The organism is Pseudomonas sp. MF5691, from assembly GCF_016405645.1.
GTDB classification, from domain to species: Bacteria; Pseudomonadota; Gammaproteobacteria; order Pseudomonadales; family Pseudomonadaceae; genus Aquipseudomonas; species Aquipseudomonas shahriarae.
The window spans coordinates 1-21905 of record NZ_JAEKDC010000022.1; the positions used below are offsets into that span (position 1 = coordinate 1).

The 21905-nt window shown below is 61.3% G+C and carries 10 protein-coding genes; 5 read left to right on the forward strand and 5 right to left on the reverse strand.

Going from position 1 to position 21905, the window contains the following annotated elements; all coding sequences use genetic code 11:
* Positions 1–9: 9 nt before the first annotated feature.
* A complete protein-coding gene (locus JFT44_RS23380) occupies positions 10–96 on the forward strand; it encodes an IS3 family transposase (protein WP_374068253.1) in 87 nt (28 codons plus the stop codon).
* Positions 97–347: 251 nt separating this feature from the next.
* On the opposite strand, the gene nfuA is transcribed toward JFT44_RS23380, so the two are convergent.
* Positions 348–932 carry a Fe-S biogenesis protein NfuA gene (gene nfuA / locus JFT44_RS23385; protein WP_057436766.1) on the reverse strand — a complete coding sequence of 195 codons (585 nt, stop codon included), beginning with the start codon at positions 930–932 and terminating at the stop codon, positions 348–350.
* A gap of 86 nt (positions 933–1018) precedes the next feature.
* Positions 1019–3310, reverse strand: coding sequence for a fatty acid cis/trans isomerase (locus JFT44_RS23390; protein ID WP_198799298.1), 2292 nt, complete (start codon positions 3308–3310; stop codon positions 1019–1021).
* A 165-nt stretch (positions 3311–3475) separates the two neighbouring features.
* Between JFT44_RS23390 and metH the strand changes: the two genes are divergently transcribed.
* Complete coding sequence (metH, locus tag JFT44_RS23395; protein WP_057959409.1) at positions 3476–7186, forward strand: methionine synthase; 3711 nt, start codon at positions 3476–3478, stop codon at positions 7184–7186.
* 50 nt (positions 7187–7236) lie between these two features.
* Here the strand turns inward: metH and JFT44_RS23400 are convergent, their stop codons facing one another.
* Positions 7237–14349: an NEL-type E3 ubiquitin ligase domain-containing protein gene (locus JFT44_RS23400; protein WP_198831236.1), complete on the reverse strand. Its 7113-nt coding sequence runs from the start codon at positions 14347–14349 to the stop codon at positions 7237–7239.
* A gap of 136 nt (positions 14350–14485) precedes the next feature.
* Here JFT44_RS23400 and JFT44_RS23405 point away from each other — a divergent pair, with 136 nt between their 5' ends.
* A complete protein-coding gene (locus JFT44_RS23405) occupies positions 14486–14701 on the forward strand; it encodes a DUF2970 domain-containing protein (RefSeq protein WP_057436772.1) in 216 nt (71 codons plus the stop codon).
* An 8-nt stretch (positions 14702–14709) separates the two neighbouring features.
* Here JFT44_RS23405 and JFT44_RS23410 read toward each other — a convergent pair whose 3' ends face one another.
* A complete protein-coding gene (locus JFT44_RS23410) occupies positions 14710–15789 on the reverse strand; it encodes an ABC transporter substrate-binding protein (protein ID WP_198831237.1) in 1080 nt (359 codons plus the stop codon).
* Between the two features lie 452 nt (positions 15790–16241).
* Here JFT44_RS23410 and JFT44_RS23415 point away from each other — a divergent pair, with 452 nt between their 5' ends.
* Positions 16242–17900, forward strand: a complete 1659-nt coding sequence (locus JFT44_RS23415; RefSeq protein WP_057959405.1) for a nitrite/sulfite reductase — start codon at positions 16242–16244, stop codon at positions 17898–17900.
* The gene (locus JFT44_RS23420; protein WP_029291397.1) at positions 17884–18378 is read left to right on the forward strand and encodes a DUF934 domain-containing protein; all 495 of its coding nucleotides are present in this window, start codon (positions 17884–17886) and stop codon (positions 18376–18378) included. The genes JFT44_RS23415 and JFT44_RS23420 overlap by 17 nt, the downstream gene beginning before the upstream one ends.
* Positions 18379–18470: 92 nt before the next feature.
* On the opposite strand, the gene JFT44_RS23425 is transcribed toward JFT44_RS23420, so the two are convergent.
* Positions 18471–21887, reverse strand: coding sequence for a beta-ketoacyl synthase N-terminal-like domain-containing protein (locus JFT44_RS23425; RefSeq protein WP_198831238.1), 3417 nt, complete (start codon positions 21885–21887; stop codon positions 18471–18473).
* Positions 21888–21905 lie beyond the last annotated feature (18 nt).

Consider the following 21905-nt stretch of genomic DNA (forward strand, 5'->3'; position numbering starts at 1 on the left):
GAGGATTACATTGCCTACTACAACCAAGACCGCATAAGCCTCAGACTGAATGGCTTGAGTCCGGTACAATTTCGTATCCAGACGCTGAATCAATAGCGTCCCTGTCCAACATTCGGGGGGCAGTTCATGTAAGAGCGGAACCAATAGCCGCCATAACCGCAGCAACGGATATGTTCACAAACCCAACAAGCACTGGATAAAAGAGATGTATAGATACCTACGGCTATCGCATGCAAGCCAGCTCAAAAAGCTCATCTTATTTGTTAGACAAATCGTGTAACTTGCTAACTTTAAAGCATAAAAAAACGGCGCTCACGGACGCCGTTTTTTTGTTTGCAGCGAACACCTTAATAGTAGGCGTTTTCTTTCTGCGTATGGTCAGTCACGTCACGGACGCCCTTGAGCTCGGGAATCCGCTCCAGCAACGTACGCTCAATACCTTCACGCAAGGTCACGTCAGCCTGCCCACAGCCCTGGCAGCCGCCACCGAACTTGAGCACGGCGATACCGTCATCCACCACGTCGATCAGGCTGACCTGGCCGCCATGGCTGGCCAGGCCCGGATTGATCTCGGTCTGCAGGTAGTAGTTGATACGCTCGTTGATCGGGCTATCGGCATTGACGTTCGGCACCTTGGCGTTGGGCGCCTTGATGGTCAGTTGGCCACCCATGCGGTCAGTGGCGTAGTCGACCACGGCATCGTCAAGGAAGGCTTCGCTGAAGGCGTCGATATACGCGGTGAAGCTCTTGAGCCCCAGGGCGGTGTCTTCAGGCTTTTCTTCGCCCGGCTTGCAGTAGGCAATGCACGTCTCGGCGTACTGGGTGCCAGGCTGGGTGATAAAGACGCGGATGCCGATACCCGGGGTGTTCTGCTTGGACAGCAGATCAGCCAGGTAATCGTGGGCGGCGTCGGTAATGGTTATGGCAGTCATGGGAACTCCTCACAGGCTTGCCGGCAGTTTACGCCAATCGCCGCGACGGTACAAAGTCCTAGTATTTTTGTCAGGCAAATCCACACCTACAGGTTCTCGTAGCGATTCATATCCAGCACACCCTCTTCCACCGGAGTGGTTTCGCGGATGTATTGCGATAAATCGTGGAAGTACTCCCAGAACTGCGGGTGGCTGCGGCGAATGCCCCAGCGTTCGACAATCCGTTCAAAGCGCTTGGCGTCCCTGGCCAGCTCCATGTCCTCGACAAACTCGGGCACATCCTCGGCCGGCACATTGAAGATGAAGTTGGGGTAGCTGCTGAGCACGCCCGGATAGATCGTCAGGGTATCCAGGCCCGGTTGATAGCGATAAGCCTCGCCGAGCATAAAGGCCACGTTGCTGTGGGCGCGGTTGCGCAGCAGGCTGTAGACCTCGCGTTTGCCGCTCGGAGTCTGGATGCGCAGCAAGGTGGCTTCCGGCAACTGCTCGATCACCTTGAGCCCGGCCGCCGGCCTTGAGGTCAGGCGGCTGAGGGTTTGTTCGACGTCGCGCAGTTGCGGGTCGATACCCAGACGTGAGCAGTAGGCACTGATGCAACGGTTGATCGGGTCCGGGCTGGCGTTCAAGTCGGCATACCGGGCCAGCAACTGGTTGGCAAAGTCCCGTTTCGGGTCCTGCAGGTCCAGCTTCAGGCCGCTGGGCTTGTCATTGTCGATGGCTTCATAGTCCAGCCACAGCTTGACCTTGCCGCTGTTCTGGTACCAGTCGTCGAGCAAGCCATCGCGCGAATCCGCCGGCATCAGGCGCAGGAAGTTCTGCTCGGCGCCATTGCGGATCAGGTCGAAATACAAACGGGTCTGGGCCTGGTGCGAGACATTGCCGAACACGTCGAAATTCACCGCCAACTGATAATAGGTGCGCTCCAGCAGCGGGTAGTCGAACAGCCACATCGTCTGTGGGACTTCGCCAATCAGGCCCTTGTTCACCGAAGCGCTGTCGAAGTGGCGGAAGATGCTCAGCAACGCGTTGTCATTGCCCTGCCACAGGCTCGACCAGCCCGGCGCCGGCAAATCAGCGTAGTTGTCGCGGCGCAGTACCTCGTATTCATTGCGTTTGTCACGGTAGGCCAGCCACAGGCTCAACACACTGCCCACGTCATCGTTCTGCCCCGGCATCGCCAGCAGCGGCGTGGCCTGGCCGCGATAGCGGGCATCGGTGATGTACAGGTCATGGTCCGGGTCCTGGAACAGGGTCCAGAAGTTGTCGCGGATTACGTCCGTGGCAATCTGCCCACGGCACACCGGCCCACGAATAAACGTGCGCACGAAGTATTCGGCGTTATCCAGCATGAACTGGTAGCGCGCCTTGACCGGGATCGCCTCGAACGTTTCAAACGGGTTGGCCCGACGGCCAGGGCCGTAGCCCGGCAGCGCCGTGGCTTGCCAGTCGCCACTGTAGAACAGCGACTTGACCCGCTCCATCTTCGCCGCGCTGAAGGGGTAGGTAATGTGGGTCTTGTGCACGATCACCCCTTGCACCGGCCACAGGCGGTAGTACACGCGGGTGCCAGGGTCGTCATTCGGACGACGGGTGTTGATCAGGTCGATGGGCTGGCCGCTGGGCGTACGCGAGCGGACCCACTGGAAAAAATGCCCCGGCTCACCGCCCTCGAAATAGATATGAGCGAGGAACAGATGCTCGAACAACCAGCGCGCCACCAGGCTTTCCCGGGCGCCGGGCTGGTTCAGCAGGTTTTCCCATTGCTGTACCTGCAAGGCTTCCTGGGCACTCGGCGCCAGACCCTGCTCATCAATAGGCGCACCGGACGCCAGCCAACGCTGCAGGGTCTGGTATTGCTGATCGGTCAGGCCGGTGACGGCCAACGGCATGCCTTCCTTGGGGTGCGCGCCGGCGTAGGCGTCGAACTCCCCCGGCAATGGGCACATATTCTCGCGGTTCAGGCCCAGCACAATCTCTTCGGGCAGCTTGGCATTGGGCGCCAATGGGGTTTTATGACCCAGTTCCAGCATGCGCGCCATCAGCGCCGCCTGGGTGCCCTGGGCATCCAGTACCGAGGCAAAACCGTGGCGCTGCCAGGCGGCCTTGCCAAAGGCGTCATAAAACAGCCGGGTCGGCTGCGACGCCTGGCTGCGCTCGCCGTCATACACCGGCAGCTTGCTCGCGCCGCGTGCCGCACCTTCGCCACTGCCCAGGTTGAGCTGGCAGGCGGAGTCGTAGCAGGCATGGCAGGCCACGCATTTCTCGGTGAAGATCGGTTGAATATCGCGGGTATAGGAAAGCGCCGGGGCGGGTCCGTTGGCCTGCGCGAGGCAGGCGACCAGCGCCAAGGCGGCGCCGGTGATGAGGCGAAGTTGCATGTATCCGGTCCCGAGTCGATGCGAGCGCTGAAAAATTGCCGCGATTCTACCGATGTCGAGGCGCCCTCAACATGAGCGATATTCATGCAAAACCCAGGCATGCTCTAAAAGCGCACAGGTTTGCTATGATCCACGCCCTCCGTAATGCCTGATTAGAGTAGTCCCATGTCCGATCGTAGCACTCGCCTGCAAGCCCTCCACCAAGCCCTCAAGGAACGCATCCTGATCCTCGATGGCGGCATGGGCACGATGATCCAGAGCTACAAGCTGGAGGAAGAGGACTACCGTGGCAAACGCTTCGCCGACTGGCCCAGCGACGTCAAGGGTAACAACGACCTGTTGATCCTGAGCCGCCCGGACGTGATCGGCGGGATCGAGAAAGCGTACCTGGATGCCGGTGCCGACATCCTCGAGACCAACACCTTCAACGCCACCCAAGTGTCCCAGGCCGACTACGGCATGGAGGCGCTGGCCTACGAGCTGAACCTGGAAGGCGCACGCCTGGCCCGCCGGGTCGCCGACGCCAAGACCCTGGAAACCCCGGACAAACCGCGCTTTGTCGCGGGCGTGCTGGGCCCGACCAGCCGCACCTGCTCGCTGTCGCCCGACGTGAACAACCCCGGCTACCGCAACGTCACCTTCGATGAACTGGTGGAGAACTACACCGAGGCCACCAAAGGCCTGATCGAAGGCGGCGCGGACATGATCCTCATCGAAACCATCTTCGACACCCTCAACGCCAAGGCTGCGATCTTTGCCGTGCAAGGCGTGTACGAAGAACTGGGTGTGGAACTGCCGATCATGATTTCCGGGACCATCACCGACGCCTCCGGCCGCACGCTGTCGGGCCAGACCACCGAGGCGTTCTGGAACTCCATCAGCCACGCCAAGCCGATTTCCGTGGGCTTGAACTGCGCCCTGGGCGCCAGCGAGTTGCGGCCGTACCTGGAAGAACTGTCGAACAAGGCCGACACCTACGTGTCCGCCCACCCCAACGCCGGCCTGCCCAACGAGTTCGGCGAGTACGACGAGCTGCCAGCGCAAACCGCCAAGGTCATCGAAGAATTCGCCCAGAGCGGCTTCCTCAATATCGTCGGCGGTTGCTGCGGCACCACGCCGGGCCATATCGAGGCCATCGCCAAGGCCGTGGCCGGCTACGCGCCGCGCCAGATCCCGGACATTCCCAAGGCCTGCCGCCTGTCGGGCCTGGAGCCTTTCACCATTGATCGCCAGTCGTTGTTCGTCAACGTCGGCGAACGTACGAACATCACCGGTTCCGCCAAATTCGCCCGGCTGATCCGCGAGGACAACTACACCGAAGCCCTGGAAGTCGCCCTGCAGCAGGTGGAAGCCGGCGCCCAGGTGATCGACATCAACATGGACGAGGGCATGCTCGATTCGAAGAAGGCCATGGTGACCTTCCTCAATCTGATTGCCGGCGAGCCGGACATCTCCCGTGTACCGATCATGATCGACTCCTCCAAGTGGGAAGTGATCGAAGCCGGCCTCAAATGCATCCAGGGCAAGGGCATCGTCAACTCCATCAGCATGAAGGAAGGTGTCGAGCAGTTCATTCATCACGCCAAACTGTGCAAGCGCTACGGCGCGGCGGTGGTGGTGATGGCGTTCGATGAAGCCGGCCAGGCCGACACCGAGGCGCGCAAGAAAGAGATCTGCAAGCGCTCCTACGACATTCTGGTCAATGAAGTGGGCTTCCCGCCGCAAGACATCATCTTCGACCCGAACATCTTCGCCGTGGCCACCGGTATCGAAGAGCACAACAACTATGCCGTCGACTTTATCAACGCCTGTGCCTATATCCGCGATGAACTGCCGTATGCGCTGACCTCCGGTGGCGTGTCCAACGTGTCGTTCTCGTTCCGCGGCAACAACCCGGTGCGTGAGGCGATCCACTCAGTGTTCTTGCTGTATGCGATCCGCAACGGCCTGACCATGGGTATCGTCAACGCCGGCCAACTGGAGATCTACGACCAGATCCCGGCCGAGCTGCGCGACGCCGTGGAAGACGTGGTCCTCAACCGCACCCCGGAAGGCACCGACGCCCTCCTCGCCATCGCCGACAAGTACAAGGGCGACGGCAGCGTCAAGGAAGCCGAGACCGAGGAATGGCGTGGCTGGGAAGTCAACAAGCGCCTGGAGCATGCGCTGGTCAAGGGCATCACCACCCATATCGTTGAAGACACCGAGGAATCCCGGCAGTCGTTCGCGCGCCCGATCGAGGTGATCGAAGGCCCGTTGATGTCCGGCATGAACATCGTCGGCGACCTGTTTGGCGCCGGTAAAATGTTCCTGCCCCAGGTGGTGAAATCGGCACGGGTAATGAAGCAAGCCGTGGCCCACTTGATCCCCTTCATCGAGCTGGAAAAAGGCGACAAGCCGGAAGCCAAGGGCAAGATCCTCATGGCTACGGTCAAGGGTGACGTACACGACATCGGCAAGAACATTGTCGGCGTGGTGCTCGGTTGCAACGGCTACGACATTGTCGACCTGGGCGTGATGGTCCCGGCCGAGAAAATCCTGCAGGTGGCCAAGGAGCAGAAGTGCGACATCATCGGCCTGTCCGGGCTGATCACACCGTCCCTGGATGAAATGGTGCACGTGGCCCGCGAGATGCAGCGCCAGGACTTCCACCTGCCGCTGATGATCGGTGGCGCCACCACCTCCAAGGCGCACACGGCGGTGAAGATCGAGCCCAAGTACAGCAACGATGCGGTGATCTACGTGACCGACGCCTCACGCGCGGTGGGCGTGGCCACCCAGTTGCTGTCCAAGGAGCTGAAGGCCGGGTTTGTCGAGAAGACCCGCCTGGAATACATCGACGTGCGTGAGCGCACCTCTAACCGCAGCGCCCGCACCGAGCGCCTGAGCTACGCGGCGGCCATCGCCAAGAAGCCGCAGTTCGACTGGAGCACCTACACCCCGGTCAAACCGACGTTTACCGGGGCCAAGGTGCTGGACAATATCGACCTCAAGGTGCTGGCCGAGTACATCGACTGGACGCCGTTCTTTATCTCCTGGGACCTGGCCGGCAAGTTTCCGCGCATCCTCACCGATGAGGTGGTGGGTGAAGCGGCCACCGCGCTGTACGCCGACGCCCAGGAAATGCTCAACAAGCTGATCGACGAAAAACTCATCAGCGCCCGCGCCGTGTTCGGTTTCTGGCCGACCAACCAGGTGCAGGAGGATGACCTGGAAGTCTACGGCGACGACGGCCAGCCGATTGCCAAACTGCATCACCTGCGCCAGCAGATCATCAAGACCGACGGCAAGCCGAACTTCTCCCTGGCCGACTTTGTTGCGCCCAAGGACAGCGGCGTAACCGACTACATCGGTGGTTTTATCACCACCGCCGGCATCGGCGCCGAGGAAGTGGCCAAGGCTTACCAGGATGCGGGCGACGACTACAACTCGATCATGGTCAAGGCCCTGGCCGACCGCCTGGCCGAAGCCTGCGCCGAATGGCTGCACCAGCAAGTGCGTAAAGACTACTGGGGCTATGCCAAGGATGAAGAACTGGACAACGAGGCGCTGATCAAGGAGCAGTACAGCGGTATCCGCCCTGCCCCCGGCTACCCGGCGTGCCCGGATCACACCGAGAAGGCCCAGTTGTTCCAACTGCTCGACCCCGAGGCCCACGAGATGCATGCGGGCCGCAGCGGCGTGTTCCTCACCGAGCACTACGCGATGTTCCCGGCCGCAGCGGTCAGCGGCTGGTACTTCGCCCATCCACAGGCGCAGTACTTTGCTGTAGGCAAGATCGACAAGGACCAGGTGACCAGCTACACCGCACGTAAAGACCAGGATCTGGCCGTGACCGAACGCTGGCTGGCGCCGAACCTGGGTTACGACAACTAGGGGCGATTGCCAGGCACTCTGTTCGGGTGCCTGGCACACCGCTGGCAGCCTTATAGCTTCAGCTCGGCCCGTTCCTGCCGGGTCAGGCGGATCGCCAGCGCCCTGCGCTGCTCCTTGATCCAGGCACCCAATGCCGCGTATTCACGCAAGTAGTCGGCACCGCTCTCGGGGTAGCGCTCATCCAGGCGATCGGTCTGGTGTTCCAGCTCGCGCGCCAGGGTCGCAAAATCCGTGGCGTACTTTTTCTTCAGGTAATTGCGCCAATACTCAAGGCCCACCAGCTTTTCTTCAAAGCCCGGCGTGCTCTCGCCCTCCAGGACAGTGGCGTATGCCCGGTCGAGGTCGGCCTGGGTCACTTCCGATAACTCGCTATACAGCATGCCAGAGGGCTGCCGGGGCAGGTCCAGGCGCTCGGCAAGGCCAATGCGCAGGGCTAAACGAATTTCCGCCGGGTCAATATCCTCATGGGCCTTGATGATGTCCTCGGCGATGCCTTCAACCGCCTCCAGGCGAAGCATGCCACGGGCGAACTTCAACAGGGCGGCGCCATCCTGACCAGCCTCGGCCAATCTCAACGCAGCGAACTCCTGAACGCGGGTTTCAAACGCGTTGAACATCAGGATTCTGCCATCCCCACAGGTCACCTCGGGCATCAACGCCGTCGCCCGGGCGAACACGTCCCGCCGCATGGCCGGGTTGCCGCCAATGGCCTCCAACACCGCCCATACGCGCTGGGTCAGATCGCCTGGCGCCTCAAGGAAGTCCTCGGTATTGCGCAGTTGCGACAGGGTGAAGAAGAAATCGTTGCTCCCCGGCTGTGCGTTGAGGTCGTCCCAGATTCGGTGCCTTGGCGAATCGGGCAAGACATCAGCAAACCAGCGTGCCTTCTGGATTTGTGGCGTTTCGATATCCGGATGGTCCAGCGAGTAGTCAGGGGAGTCAAAAGCCCCCCGCTCATCGCGCTCCCGGTATCCCTGGATCATTTCCTCAAGCTGCTCGGCGGAAAACCCCAAGCCATTGCCGGTCTGCGCCAGATACCCCTGCAAACGCTCACAGCTTTCCTGCTCAAGGCGGTTTCCCGAGAGGTCAGTCCCCGCCATCAAGGCGCGGTGTTGCGGCTCAAAGGCTGTATCTGGCAGGGTCTCGATCCAGTTGTCGTGCAGGTCCAGGGTGCGCAGGCGCCCAAGCTCAAGCACTGTCATGGGCCACTCGTCCAACAGGTTGGTATGCAGGTACAACGTTTCGAGCCTGGACAGGCCAGCGAGGTCCAATTCGCTCAAGACGTTCTCGCCCAGGTTCAGCCATTCCAGCGCCTGCAGGCGCGCCAGCTGCCCCTGAAGCTGGGAGGCGTTTTGTAGTTCATTTCTGCTGAGGTCCAAGCGTCTCAACCCGTGAAACTCTGCGAGGGCATCGGGCAAGGCTCGCAGGCCGTTGTCACTGAGGGTCAACGTACGCACGTGGCTGAAGGCCCGCAGGAACTCGTTGGAACCCTGGGCCGTGAGCCTGACGCGACTCAGGTTCAGTTCGGTGACGTGAGCGAAATACTTGGGCAACTTCGGCAGGTCGCCCAACAACAGGCCGGACAAATCCAGCAGGCTGGCGCTATTCACTTCAGGCAGGCTGGGCGTGGCACGTAGGGTGTGACGCCAACTGTCCAGCACACGGTCCGCTGCGCGACGACGATCCAATACACTGACCCAACCGCCATCAAGGTAGCCATGGACATCTATCCATTCATTGAGCAGTTGCACCCACTGGCTGTACTGCCCTTCCCACTCATCGAGGCGTGCCTGGATCTGCCCGGAGTCGAGGCCGCTGACTTGCAGCTCGGCTAGCCGTGCCACCGCCTGCAACTCGTCCAGCGCCGGGACCAGGCGTTGTATGCGGGCTGCGGGAGCCAGTGCAGCCGAGGCAAGTGCCGTGGGGAGTGCCACGAGCAAGTCGGGGCGGCGCAAGACATTCTCGGGAAAATACTCAGGCTCCCCCCCGGTCAGGCCTTGGGCAAGCAACTCACGGGGTATGCCCAACGGGTTTTCCAGGGCAACGGATGGGTGTTCAATCGCGTAGCGTCGCGCAAACGTCCGCGCATCGGTACGCGCCGTCACGCTGAGGCGACAACCGCGCAGATGAGTGTTGGAAAGCAAACTATCATGCCCGCTCAGCGCCGCTTCGGGGATTGTCGTTACGGCGCTGTGGCTCAGATCCAGGCGTTGCAACGACGACAACTCAAGCACACCCTGGGGCCATTCGCTGATTGCGCTGTGACTCAGGTCCAACGTACGCAAGTCGTGGAAGCCGCTGACATCCAGGCGGCTGATCGGGTTGTACTGCAGGCGCAATGATAAAAGGCCGGTCAACCTGCTCAAACGCGCCTGGATCGCCGGGTTGATCACCAGCCAATTGTGAGACAGGTCGAGGTGGCGCAGGGACGAATGGGTAAGCAGTACCGCAGGCGGCTCGGTCAGGTTGTTGCGGGCCAGGCTCAATGTTTCGACCTGGGGAAACTGGTCGAGCCAGGCATTGATGCCTTCAAGGGAAACGCCGATATCCTCCAGGATCAAGCTGCGCACATGGGCAAACCCGTTGGCCGGCACCCGTGGTAAATCAATCAGGTTGGCGCCTGACAGGTCCAACACCGCCGCCCCGGCAGGAAGTGGCTCAGCCTCTGCTACCAGGCGTTGCTCCAGGCCTTCGCGCCAGCAATCCAGGAGTTTTTCAGAGGCTAGCTGACGATCCAACTCGACCCGGCCAGTGCTTGAATCGCGATCCGACCATTGCTCCAGCTCATCGACCAATCTACGGTATTGCGCCTGCACCGCGTTGACACTCTCCAGACGTTGGCGGGCCGTCAGCCCCTGCGTTCTGAAGCTGAGCAACACCCTTTCGGCGAATGTCGGGTCCGCGCGTCGCAAGCGAGCCAAAGCTCCTTCGCAGTAGGCCTGCACCAGTCGCTGCTCATCGACCAGATGGGCCGGATTGTCATGCAGGTACTCAAAAACCCGCATGAAGTCTTCAGGCTCATACGCCGCCCAATTCATCTGCAACCCGCGCCACAACCGTTGATGCCCGACCAGCATCTCGGCCGGCACCGAACGCAACTGGGTCTGGGCAAGGTCAAGAAACTCCAGGTGCTCAAGTGCCAGGAGCCCTTGGGGCCAGGTTTCCAGGGTTCCGGACACGGTTAGGCGGCGCAGCGCCGTCAGCCCTTGGATATCCAGGGTTTCCAGGTTGCCGGCCAGGGACAATCGTTCAAGCGCAGTCATGCGATTGAGCGCCAGCAGCACTTCAGGCGAATAGGTCAGCAATGGCCCGGTGAGCGACAGCCGGGTGATGCCGGGCACGCTCGCCAGCCGTTCAGCCACCTGGCCAAGATTGTTGGGGCGCACGTAGAGCTCCAGATACTGCACATTGGGAAATGGCCGAAATAAATCGCTGGCTTGTTGGGCGAGCAATCTGGCCCCTGACAGGTGCAGGGATCGCACATGGGAAAAGTCGGCCTCCATCTGCGGTAGCGCGTGCTCCCCGCGCAGATTCAGGGTGGCATGGGCGCTGCGGTCTCGGTCATAGCCCTGGCGCCAGCATTCGATGACGTCCTCTACCGAACGCAAGCGCTGCGCATCTGCCCCCGCCCATTGCTCAAGGGTGTTGCGCAACCCCAACAACTCTCGCTGGCGATTGGCGAACAACCGCCAGATTTGCGGGTTGCTTTCACCGTCACGTCGGCGCGCCCAGATCAGCTCTTGCGCCTGGGTGTCGCTGATATTTGGATACGCCGTGCGAACCTGGGCGATCAGAGAGTCATCCGCTGCAAAAGGCCCGCCGCGCCCCGATAACTCATATCCCAGGCGCCCGCTGGGCAGGCGCAGCGCCGGCCGGGACCTGGGCCTGCGCAACTTTAAGATGTCATCGGCCATAACGTCGCGGTGGCGCCTGGCGTAGGCTGCCAACACCGGCTGCAAGTCCGCCCCATGAGGGGTCAGCGCCAGCGCTTGACGCGCCGCTTCGGGCAAGGCATCGACGATCGACGGGAATAGATTACGGCCCTGGGCCGGTGCGCTATTGAGCGGCTTGCCGGCTTGATCCTGGGCCTGGAAACGATTGCCGCGTTTGATCAGGTAGCGACGCGTGGCGGCGTGCGCCTCGCCAATGCTGTCGACCAAGGGCCCTTGAATGCTGTCTACACGCATCTCCAGGCGCAAGCCTGAAGGCCATCCGGGCAGGCGCTCCAGGGTATGCAAGGCGAGCCGGTCGCTGTCGGCGTTGGCGAGTCGGTCGCGGTGCAGGCCACTGATCGCTCGGCTCAAGCGCCCCTGGTGCAGGCTGCTGCGGGCCTGGTGATCCAGACGCTCGCTCAGCCGCGCGCTGTCTTGCAAGCGCCGCAGTTCCTGGGGGCTGGCGCTATTCAGGAGTTCCTCCCGGGCCCGCGCAGACAGCGAGGGAAACCGGCGTTGCAATGGCCCCCGGTCAACCGCCGGGTCACCCTTGGCAGATAACCGAGCGTCGAACAGCGCTGACTGGCGGTGCAGGCCATGATCGGCCAGGCGCTCGTTGAACACCTGCTCCCTGGGCCGCCCCCTCCAACTGGACGCACTGCCCAGCAGGCCGGTGATTTCCTGTTCGCTCAGGCCATTCAACAGCACCTGAGCGAGCTTGCCGTGCTGTAAATCGGCCCGGCTGATTTTCAGGGTCGGCAACTCATCATCTGCCAAGGCATGGCTGCCATAGCGAATGGAGCGCCCCGCCGGTTCCCAACGCCCGCCTTCCCACTCATCGATCAGCGGCGCGCCAGGCTGCTCGCCGCGCTGCGGCGTGCCCAGCAGACGCCGGGCCTCCTCCTCGCCCAGCCCCGTCTGGCCCTGCGCGCGCGCCACGAAGGCTACCTCCTCAAACACTTCCAATACCCGCCCTGGCGGCCAGCCGCCCATCTCCACCGTGAGGGGCAAGGCGTATTCGTGGCGGCTGTCCAGGCCGGCTCCACGGCGTAGGCGCCCGATCAGGTCGTCGATCTCCTGATCGACCCGGAATCGCTCCAGGGTGTCAGCCAGTCCTGCAGGCACCGGCAGGCCATCCATATGCACTTGGCGCAGCAGGTCGTCATCGACACCACTCACATCGCCGATCAGCCCCAAAGTCTCATCAGAGAACCCGTCGGTGATATGCCCCAGGCGCCGCAGCAGCGTCGGGCGGTCCCACGCCAAGGGCCGCTCATGACTATGGCGCCAGGCCCCCGCCCGGTTGTGCTCAAGGATCGGCTGATAGGCCATGGGGTCTTGCGGGTGTTTGATGCGCCATTTGTTGATCTGCGGATCGAAGGTTTTCTCGTAGAACGCGTTATCCATATGGATGTGGAGCTGCCCATCGACCTCATACTGCCCCAAGGCGTTGGGCTGGCGGCCTGACGCAAGGGTGAGGTGCTTCTTGTAGGGCGCCAGGTCGGGCCGCCATAAGCGCTTCCGGCCGTCCGGCAGCGTTACCGGCACCAGGCCTTCGATCACCGGCTCGGGTCTGAGTTGGCGCAGCGCCGAACCACCCGCCGCCATCAAGCCGATCAAGGCGAGGTTCTGCGCCAGGTCGATCAAGTGCGCACGGGCCGCCTGGCGGTCGCCCGCACTCCACTCCTGGGTTGCCTCAATCGCCCCCGTCAACAATTGCTCGACCATCACGGCCAGCATGAGCTCCCCCAACACGGGCACGAAGCCTGCCACAGCACCCAGGGCAAACATCTCGATATTGAGCACCATGGCCAGTTTCTGTTTACGCACACGGGCATCGACCTGCGCGGTGGGCACGGCGCGGCTGGCCGCATCGGCGATGCACTTGTGCCGATGCTGCTCATACAGGTAGGTCCACAGATCGACTTTATGGCTGCCGAACGCCTGGCCTTTGAACGCTATGGCCTTGGGTGCCAAAAACGGATCCGGGTTTGGCACCTGGGGGGCCAAAGGCAGCGGCGGGAAATTCTTCAGCCTCAAAGGCGTCAGCTTGCTGACCAGCTCATACAGTTGCCCGATGCCGGGGAAATTCGAGCCGATTTTCTCGCGCAAGGTGGCATCGGGCGCATCCTGGGTGAATTGCCTGAAGTAATAAGGGTGGTCGGCCGCCTCGACGAACTGACTGAAAAAGGCCTGATACGCGGTTGGCCCCTCGACCCGGGTGGTGGCCGCGCCAGGCGTGGTGAAGCGGCGCTGCAAAGTCCCCAGCAACTGTGCGTGATCCTTATAGCGCTTGAGAGGGTGATACGGGTCCTGGGGCACATAAAGGATCGGCGAATCCAGATGCTCATCATCGAAGGCCAGAAACAACACACACCCCGTCATGCGTAATTTCATCAGGCCAAGGTCGCAGATCCACACCGGTTGCCCATCCATCTGCGGCGCGCGCTCGCCGTTGATCACCGACAGGATCATGGTGTAGTCGTCCTCGGTAATGTCCTGGCATAAGCGTGCCAGCTCGGCCGCAGCCCTTATTGCCGCCTTTTGACTGGCAATGAATTGCTGGCGCAGGGTGGTTTCGACCGAGGCAAAGAAATCGCTGATATAGGCCTGGTACTTTCCGCCCAGATCCAGGCTGCGGCACAGTTGCACAAACTCATGGACCTTGAGCCTGCCCAAGCGCACGGGCAGCAACGGCTCGTCAGGTGAGGAACCGGAAGACGACACGTGCCAGCGGAAACCGGACGAGGGGTGAAAGGCCCCCTCCTCGCATTCGGATTCCTCGAAGTTATGCAGCGCAGCCTGCAGTAGCTCCAGTTTCAAAAAGTCGTAGGTCCGCGCCGCTATCTTGAAGTCACTGACCAGCAGGGATTTTCTGAGGCTCAACCAGGTGTCGACGTGGGGGGCCAGTGTGACGTCATATTGCTCTTTAAGCGCATTGACCAGCAGCGGCCTGGCAAATGCGTCGATCCCCTGCAAGGCAGACAGGGTCTTGTCCACCGCCGTCTGCGTGGAAAAGCTTGCGGTAAAACAGGCATGCAACTGCTGGCGTTGCTCGGGGGTGGCGCGCCAATAGGCCGGCGGCAGTGACGTATCGGCGTGTTTGAGCGCCGCCCGTCGTGGGGCAGTGCTCTCGATCAGCCATTGCGGGGTGGCACCGATCAACAATTGTCGATGGATACTGGAGGTTGGCGGCTCAAGGCGCGCGGGCGTTACGGGAGAGTCGGGCATGATGCAGCTCCAGGAAAAGGAGCTCCAGCACATCACGCAGGTCAGGCGCGACAGCGGTAACTACGTCTACCTATTCCCCCGGCCTTGGCTATCCTGTTGGGAGACATCATGTCACCCAGACCTCGCAGGAGGACTCATGGACGCACCGGACAATAAACCGCCGACCTTCTGGCAGATGCTTCACAGCGTGATGGCTGCCGCTTTTGGCGTGCAGAGCGGCAAGAACCGCGCGCGGGACTTCACCCATGGCAAGCCCAGCCATTTTGTAGTGCTGGGGATCCTGTTTACCGCCGTGTTTGCCCTGACCCTCTTTGCCATCGTCAAGCTGGTGCTGCACCTGGCCGGGGTCTAGGGGCGCGCTTACTTCCACAGCATCTTCAAGCTGAAGGGGTACTGGTAGGCCGCCGGCTTGCCCTGAGCCGACAGTGCGCGAAAATTCACCCCGTCGCCCTCGTGGTTACGCAGGTCCAGCAGGCGCTGGGCCTGTGGCCTATCAATCAACTGAAATAACCTCACCTGACGCTCGCGCCCGCCATGGCGTTGAATGTCCACCCCACTGGCGTCGTCATGCAGCAGCACCATGGCCCAGCCACCGAGCGTAAAATGCCCGGCCACCAGCGCACTGACCCGCCCTTGCAGGCGCGCCTGCAACACCTCGGGGGAACTGTTGATCGCGCTGAACAACACCTCCTTGCCGGGCGTGCGCCCACTGCCATTCAAGGCCTGCATGGCGCCGAGGGCCATTTCATCATTGGCCGACCAGACCAGCGTCGCCTGCGGGTAGCGCTTGAACATCAGGGTTGCTTGCTCGAAGGCGCGCTGGCGGCTCCATTCGCCATAAACCAACTGGCGCAGATGCACTTGCGGGTGTTCGCCCAAGGCCCGCCGCAGGCCCTGCTCACGGGCCTGGGAAGTGGGGGTATTCTTGGCACCGGAAAATGCCAGCAATTGGAGGGTTTCGCCCGCCGGAACCGGGCCGTGCTGACGCAGCAGCTCCTTGAGCATCAGGTAGCCGCCCTCCTCGTCGTTGGCGGTGATGCTGCCGATCCAGTTGGGGTATTTGCCGGCATCCAGCAACTGCACCTGGTCCGGGGTCAGGGCATTGTTGACGATCAGCAACTTGACCGGGCTGCCCTGGGCCATCCGCAAAATCTGCGGGGCGATGTACTGCTCATTGACCACCACCAGGTAATCCGGGGAATTGGGGCCTTGCAGTGCTTCGCGGGCTTGTTGCAAGGTGTTCTGCCCGTTGCGCTCCGAATAGCGCACACGCAAATCCAGGCCGAGGTCCTTGGCTGCGGCCTGCATGAATTGCGAATAGCTGACCCAGAAGGTTTCAGTGGACAGGCCGGGGTTGAGAAACACCACCGACGTGGCATGAGCGATCGTCCCGAACGTCAGCCCCACCCACCACAAGCACCCACAGAGAACCTTCAACATTACTGCCCGCACCCTGGAAATTGACCGATCATAATAATGGCAATGAGCCTTTTGATCTTGGCTATTTGTCAGATAGTAGGACAGTTGCGTGGCGATCAGCGCTCCCTATTGATGGCTGACCCAGAACACGGCGGTGGCAACCACCAGGATAATCAGGAACAGAATTGCCCAGGCATCCACACTGCTGTCGGGTTTGCGGGCTTTGGTTGGATTGCTCATCGCATCGCCTCTTGTCGGTTTTATGGCTGATTGCATTAAGACTCGACCACAGTAAAGTCGATGATTGCCCGCATGACAAATGTGGGTATCGCAATAACCGTTCTCATTAGGCTATTTGGTTATGTGCATATACTAAAACATCACTTTTGCGCATAAACGCAAGCTGGTATCGTTCGCCGGCTCCGTTGGGAGTGCGCGGCCGTGCGCGCAGATTTGCCGAGAACAGGACCTATATGTACGTATACGACGAATACGATCAGCGCATCATCGAGGACCGCGTCAAGCAGTTCCGTGATCAGACCCGACGCTATCTGGCAGGTGAACTGAGCGAAGAAGAGTTCCGCCCTCTGCGCCTGCAAAATGGCCTTTATGTCCAGCGTTTTGCGCCGATGCTGCGGGTGGCCGTGCCTTACGGCCAACTGACTTCGCGCCAGACGCGCATGATGGCCAAGATCGCCCGTGACTTCGACAAGGGCTATGCCCATATCAGTACCCGCCAGAACGTGCAGTTCAACTGGCCGGCCCTGGAAGACGTGCCGGACATCCTGGCTGAATTGGCCACCGTGCAGATGCACGCCATTCAGACCAGCGGTAACTGCCTGCGCAACGTGACGACAGACCAGTTTGCCGGCGTGGCCGCCGATGAAGTGATCGACCCGCGCCCGTGGTGCGAGATCGTTCGGCAGTGGACTACGTTCCACCCAGAATTTGCCTACCTGCCGCGTAAATTCAAGATCGCCATCAATGGCTCGGCTTCCGACCGTGCCGCGATCGAAGTCCACGATATCGGCCTGGAGCCGGTGTACAACGCTGCCGGCGAACTGGGCTTCCGCGTCCTGGTGGGCGGCGGCCTGGGGCGTACCCCGGTGGTGGGCGCATTCATCAATGAATTCCTGCCCTGGCAAGACCTGTTGAGCTATCTCGACGCCATCCTGCGTGTGTACAACCGCTATGGCCGTCGGGACAACAAGTACAAGGCGCGCATCAAGATCCTGGTCAAGGCCCTCACCCCCGAGGTGTTTGCCCAGAAGGTCGACGCCGAGATGGAACACCTGCGCGGCGGCCAGACCACTCTGACCGAAGCCGAAGTGCATCGCGTGGCCAAGCACTTTGTCGACCCGCACTACAAGGCCCTGGACAACCAGGACGCCGAACTGGCCGCACTCGACCAGCAGCACCCGGGCTTTGCCCGCTGGCGTACCCGCAACACCCTGGCGCACAAGCAGCCGGGCTATGTGGCCGTGACCCTGTCGCTCAAGCCGACTGGCGTAGCACCTGGCGATATCACCGACAAGCAGCTGGACGCCGTCGCTGACCTGGCCGAGCGTTACAGCTTCGGCCAACTGCGTACGTCCCACGAACAGAACATCATCCTCGCGGACGTTGAGCAGAGCCAACTGTTCACCCTGTGGGGTGAGCTGCGCGAAGGCGGTTTCGCCACGCCGAACATTGGCCTGCTGACCGATATCATCTGCTGCCCGGGTGGCGACTTCTGCTCCCTGGCCAACGCCAAGTCAATTCCGATTGCCGAGTCGATCCAGCGCCGTTTCGACGACCTGGACTACCTGTTCGACATTGGCGAGCTGGACCTGAACATCTCCGGGTGCATGAACGCCTGTGGTCACCACCACGTCGGCCACATCGGCATCCTCGGGGTGGACAAGAAAGGCGAAGAATTCTACCAAGTGTCCCTGGGTGGCAGCGCCAGCCGCGATGCGAGCCTGGGCAAGATCCTCGGCCCATCCTTCGCCCAGGAAGCCATGCCCGAGGTGATCGGCAAGCTGATCGACGTTTATATCGAACAGCGCACCGAAGATGAGCGCTTCATCGACACCTACCAGCGCATTGGCATTGACCTGTTCAAGGAGCGCGTCTATGCAGCGAATCATTAAGAACAACGAAGTCGTCGACGAAACCTGGCACCTGTTGCCCAAGGACGCGACGTTCGATGGCATCTCCAACTGCGACGACCTGATCGTGCCACTGGCCCTGTGGCGCGAGCATGGTCATGCGCTCAAGGCCCGCGATGGCGGCCTGGGTGTGTGGCTGGACGCCGATGAAGAAGCCGAGGAAATCGGCGATGACGTGCAACACTTCCAGGTCATCGCCCTGAATTTCCCGGCCTTCACCGACGGGCGCAACTACTCCAACGCGCGCCTGCTGCGTGACCGCTACGGTTACAAGGGCGAACTGCGGGCGATTGGCGATGTGCTGCGCGACCAGTTGTTCTACCTGCATCGCTGCGGCTTCGATGCCTACGCCTTGCGCGCTGACAAAGACCCGTATGAAGCGCTGGAAAGTCTCAAGGACTTTTCGGTGACGTACCAGGCGGCTACGGATGAACCGCTGCCGCTGTTCCGTCGGCGCTAAGCGCCAGCCAATGAAAAAGCCCTGACCTGTCAGGGCTTTTTTGGTTTTACGCCGTGCGGACACGGCTTTGCCGGGGTTGAGGGCAAGCGCGGTTATGCGCCAGCGTGCGCCCGACTCAGCAATTGAGCGGTAATGTCGGCTTGACCGATTTTTTCTCCCCGATTGAACAGATCAATACAAACCTGGTTGGTTTTGAATGACGGCTCAGGCGCCTCGAAGCTGCCTTGTGGCGCCAGTAGCAACGGGCTGTTCGTCGGAATCGGTCGATCCAGCGTGAAACTCAAGGCCAGCAGGTTCATCGGGGTGCCCAGTGGGATGCGTCGGTGGGTGTGAGCAATCTGCATGAAGCACTGGCGCGCAACTTCAAGGAAATACACCATCGAGTAATGCTTGGGGCCGCCCTTGCGGAAAAAGTGCTCGTTGGCCGGTTGAAGGGTTTCGACGCTCAAGCCCCGAGCGACATCGCTCATGTCGCTGACCAGAACGTTTTCTTGTCTGTCCTTGTGCAGCAGAGCCTTGTCGCGGCAGGCGGTCGCAGTGAACGGGGCGGCGGGCAACGCCTCGTGTGCCGAGCTGTATGCAATGCCCAGGGTGCAGGTGCACATGAGCTTGCCGGCTTGCCGGACCTTCGCGCGAAATACCTGGAGTTCTTGGTCGTATTCCAGTTGCAGGTCAATTGCCCCTTGTTTTTGTACGTACCGCTGGAACTTGATCGTCAGGTCGTTGACATACGCGACCCGGCCACTGCGTGGAGGCATGGCGAGTTCGGTCAACTGCAATACCCCCTCGATCAATAAAATGCCGGGGACATGGTCCAGTGGGTGATCAAAAAAATAGGGGTGCGCTTCATTTACCAGCAATTGCGCGTGCAGTGACTGCGCACTGCGTTGAACATTGCTGATCACGATGTTTTCCGGGCTGCGCTGCCAGTGCTCGGCAGGCCGGGCGTGAGCGTCACGGCGCAGGGTGCAAAGCGCTTCGATGGCACGCACCCTGACACGCAGCGCCGAGAGCAGTGTCTCTGTCAGTTGATCGCTGAGTGCCAGCACGCCTGTCTCATCGTTTTGCAAATCAGCCACAGGGCTGGCAGGACCGTCAGGCCCGATGCACGACTGCAACGCCTGAGGCTGCGGGTGCGCGAAGCGCAATTCAAAGGGGCGCTTGATGGCTGGCGGGCATTCGGGGGCGGTGATCCCCCACTCCCGCAGTTTCTCGGTGAATAACCACATCACCGGCTTGCCGGCCTGGCGCACCTCGATCACCGAGTGAACCGAAGCACTCATCATTACGGCCAACAGGGTTTCGACGCCGGTGGCTTCAGCCAGGCAACCGGTCATGGCTTGCCATGAACCGCCGACAGGGGCTGCCGCCGGCTGCAACTCACACACCTCAATATGCTGGACATCGCTTCGCGCCCGGCCCAGACGTGCGCACGCCGCTTCCAGGGAGGTGGCGACATGGCCCAAGACCGCTGCGCGGATCACCAGCACAGGTGTGTCACTGGTTTGCGCTCGATAGGGCCGCAAAGCGAACACCCCCATGCCCTCCCCCTGCAGGGTCGGTGACTGCCGAACGCGCTCGATTTCGGCTGGCGCACTGATGAAGCGCCCCGCACCGAGCAACAGCGTGGTGATGCCTTCGTTGAACCATTGTTGCGAGGCCAGCAGGGCGTGCCAGAACACCCCAGGCGTGCCGACCAATGTCTGATGAAAACCCTTGAGGTCGAAAATTTTCGCCGGGTACCCCGACAACATGCTCGGCAAACTGGTTGCCACGTCCGCCGCATCCTGCTCGGGTGGCATGCCCTGTGCCCGGCCGAAGAAGTTGTGAATACGGCTATAGGCGTTACTGAAGTGCGCGCCGCCCAAGTTACAGCACATGACCATCGCGGTATCGGGTGAGCCGGCTACCCCGGGCAGGCGCCGCAGTAGGTGATTGACACGATCGGTGATCAACAGTTTGAACGGATCGACACTGGCCAGCAGTTTGGGGCCCATGCCGAAGCCATCGATATCAATGACGTGGTCCTGCGCCAGGAATCGCCCTGGCAACGGCTGAACCGAAGTGGCCGGGTAATCAACAAAGCGCCCGTGGGGAAAACCAACCAAGGGGGCCTCAGGCAGATCAAGTTGTTGCTTGAGTGAGTGTAACGAGAAGTGGCTGCCGATCGCCGCCTCCGCCTCGACAATGCCCAGGTCCAGTAGCAGCACGCCGGGGCTGACTCGGGAGGCCATGGGCTGGTTGCCGGGCAGGTATTGATCCACCACCAGGTGCGCGTTGGCACCGCCAAAACCAAAGCTGGAGATGCCGATGCGAATCGCCGACTGGCGATCAGCCAAGGGCTGTCCCTGCCCGCTCGCAAGTTGCAGACAGGATTCATCGACCTTGGCGCTTGGCGAGTAGTCGGGCTGGGGTGGAATGGTTTTTTGAGCCAGTATCATCAACGTCTTGGCGAGCGAAGCACCTCCTGCGGCCGCCAAGGGATGCCCAATGACAGATTTGATCGAGCCTATGGGTAATTTTTTACCCTCGGTCCGATAGGCACCGAAGAAACTGTTCAGCGAGTCGAGTTCTGTCGCATCACCCAGCGGGGTGCCCGTACCATGGGTCTCGATATAGTCCACCGCGCCGGGGTCCAGGCCGAGATAGGCGCGTTGGTAGGCCGTATATTGGGCCTGTTTGCCGGGTGCAAACACTGACCCCTCTGCGCCATCGGCCGACAGCCCCAATGCGCGCAGTATGCCCAGGGGGCGGCGCTGCGCCTGCAGGGCTTGGGATACCGGCTCGACCAGGAAAGCCACCGCGCACTCACCCGGCACAATACCGTCTGCGTCGCGACCGAACGCCTGCATCCGGGCCCTGGGCGAAAACGCCGTCAACTGGGAAAACCCCAGGAAAAGTGGAAGCGGCAGTACCGTGTTCAACGCCATCACGATAGCGTTATCCGCTTGCCCGCTGTTGACCAGGGCCTGGGCCATGTTCAGCGCGTAGGGGAACGAACTGCAGGCGGTATCGACGGACAACGCCGGCCCTCCCAGCCCCAGCGCCAACGCCAACTCCGCCACTTGTTCGCCGGGCGCATAGCCCTGTGGCGCACGGGCCTCAGTCGATGTGGGGGCAAGGAAAAAACTCTCGTCGCTCCAGGACGTCGCGACGACCAACGCCGTGCGCTCCCTGATCAACGCCGAACCTTGTGCAGTCAATTGCGCAAGGAGTGCCTGCAGCACTTTCCGGCCAATGGCGACCTGCCTTCCTTCATACCGTGAAGGGGTCGCTGTGCTATCAGACAGGCAATAGGCACTGTCCAGGTAGGTGCGGTTTTTTTCCCCGACCGTGGCTGAATAGATCGACGCTTTATCCAGCTCCCAGCGTGGCAGCATCGAATTCAGAGGCGCGATCTGCCCTTGTGCCAGCAAGTGCCAAAGCGCATCTACTGATGGCGCCCCAGGGAACTCGCCAGCCATGGCGCTGAAGCAAAAATCCCCCTCTGGTGTCACCGTGCTCTGCATGTCGTTTCCTCCTGATTG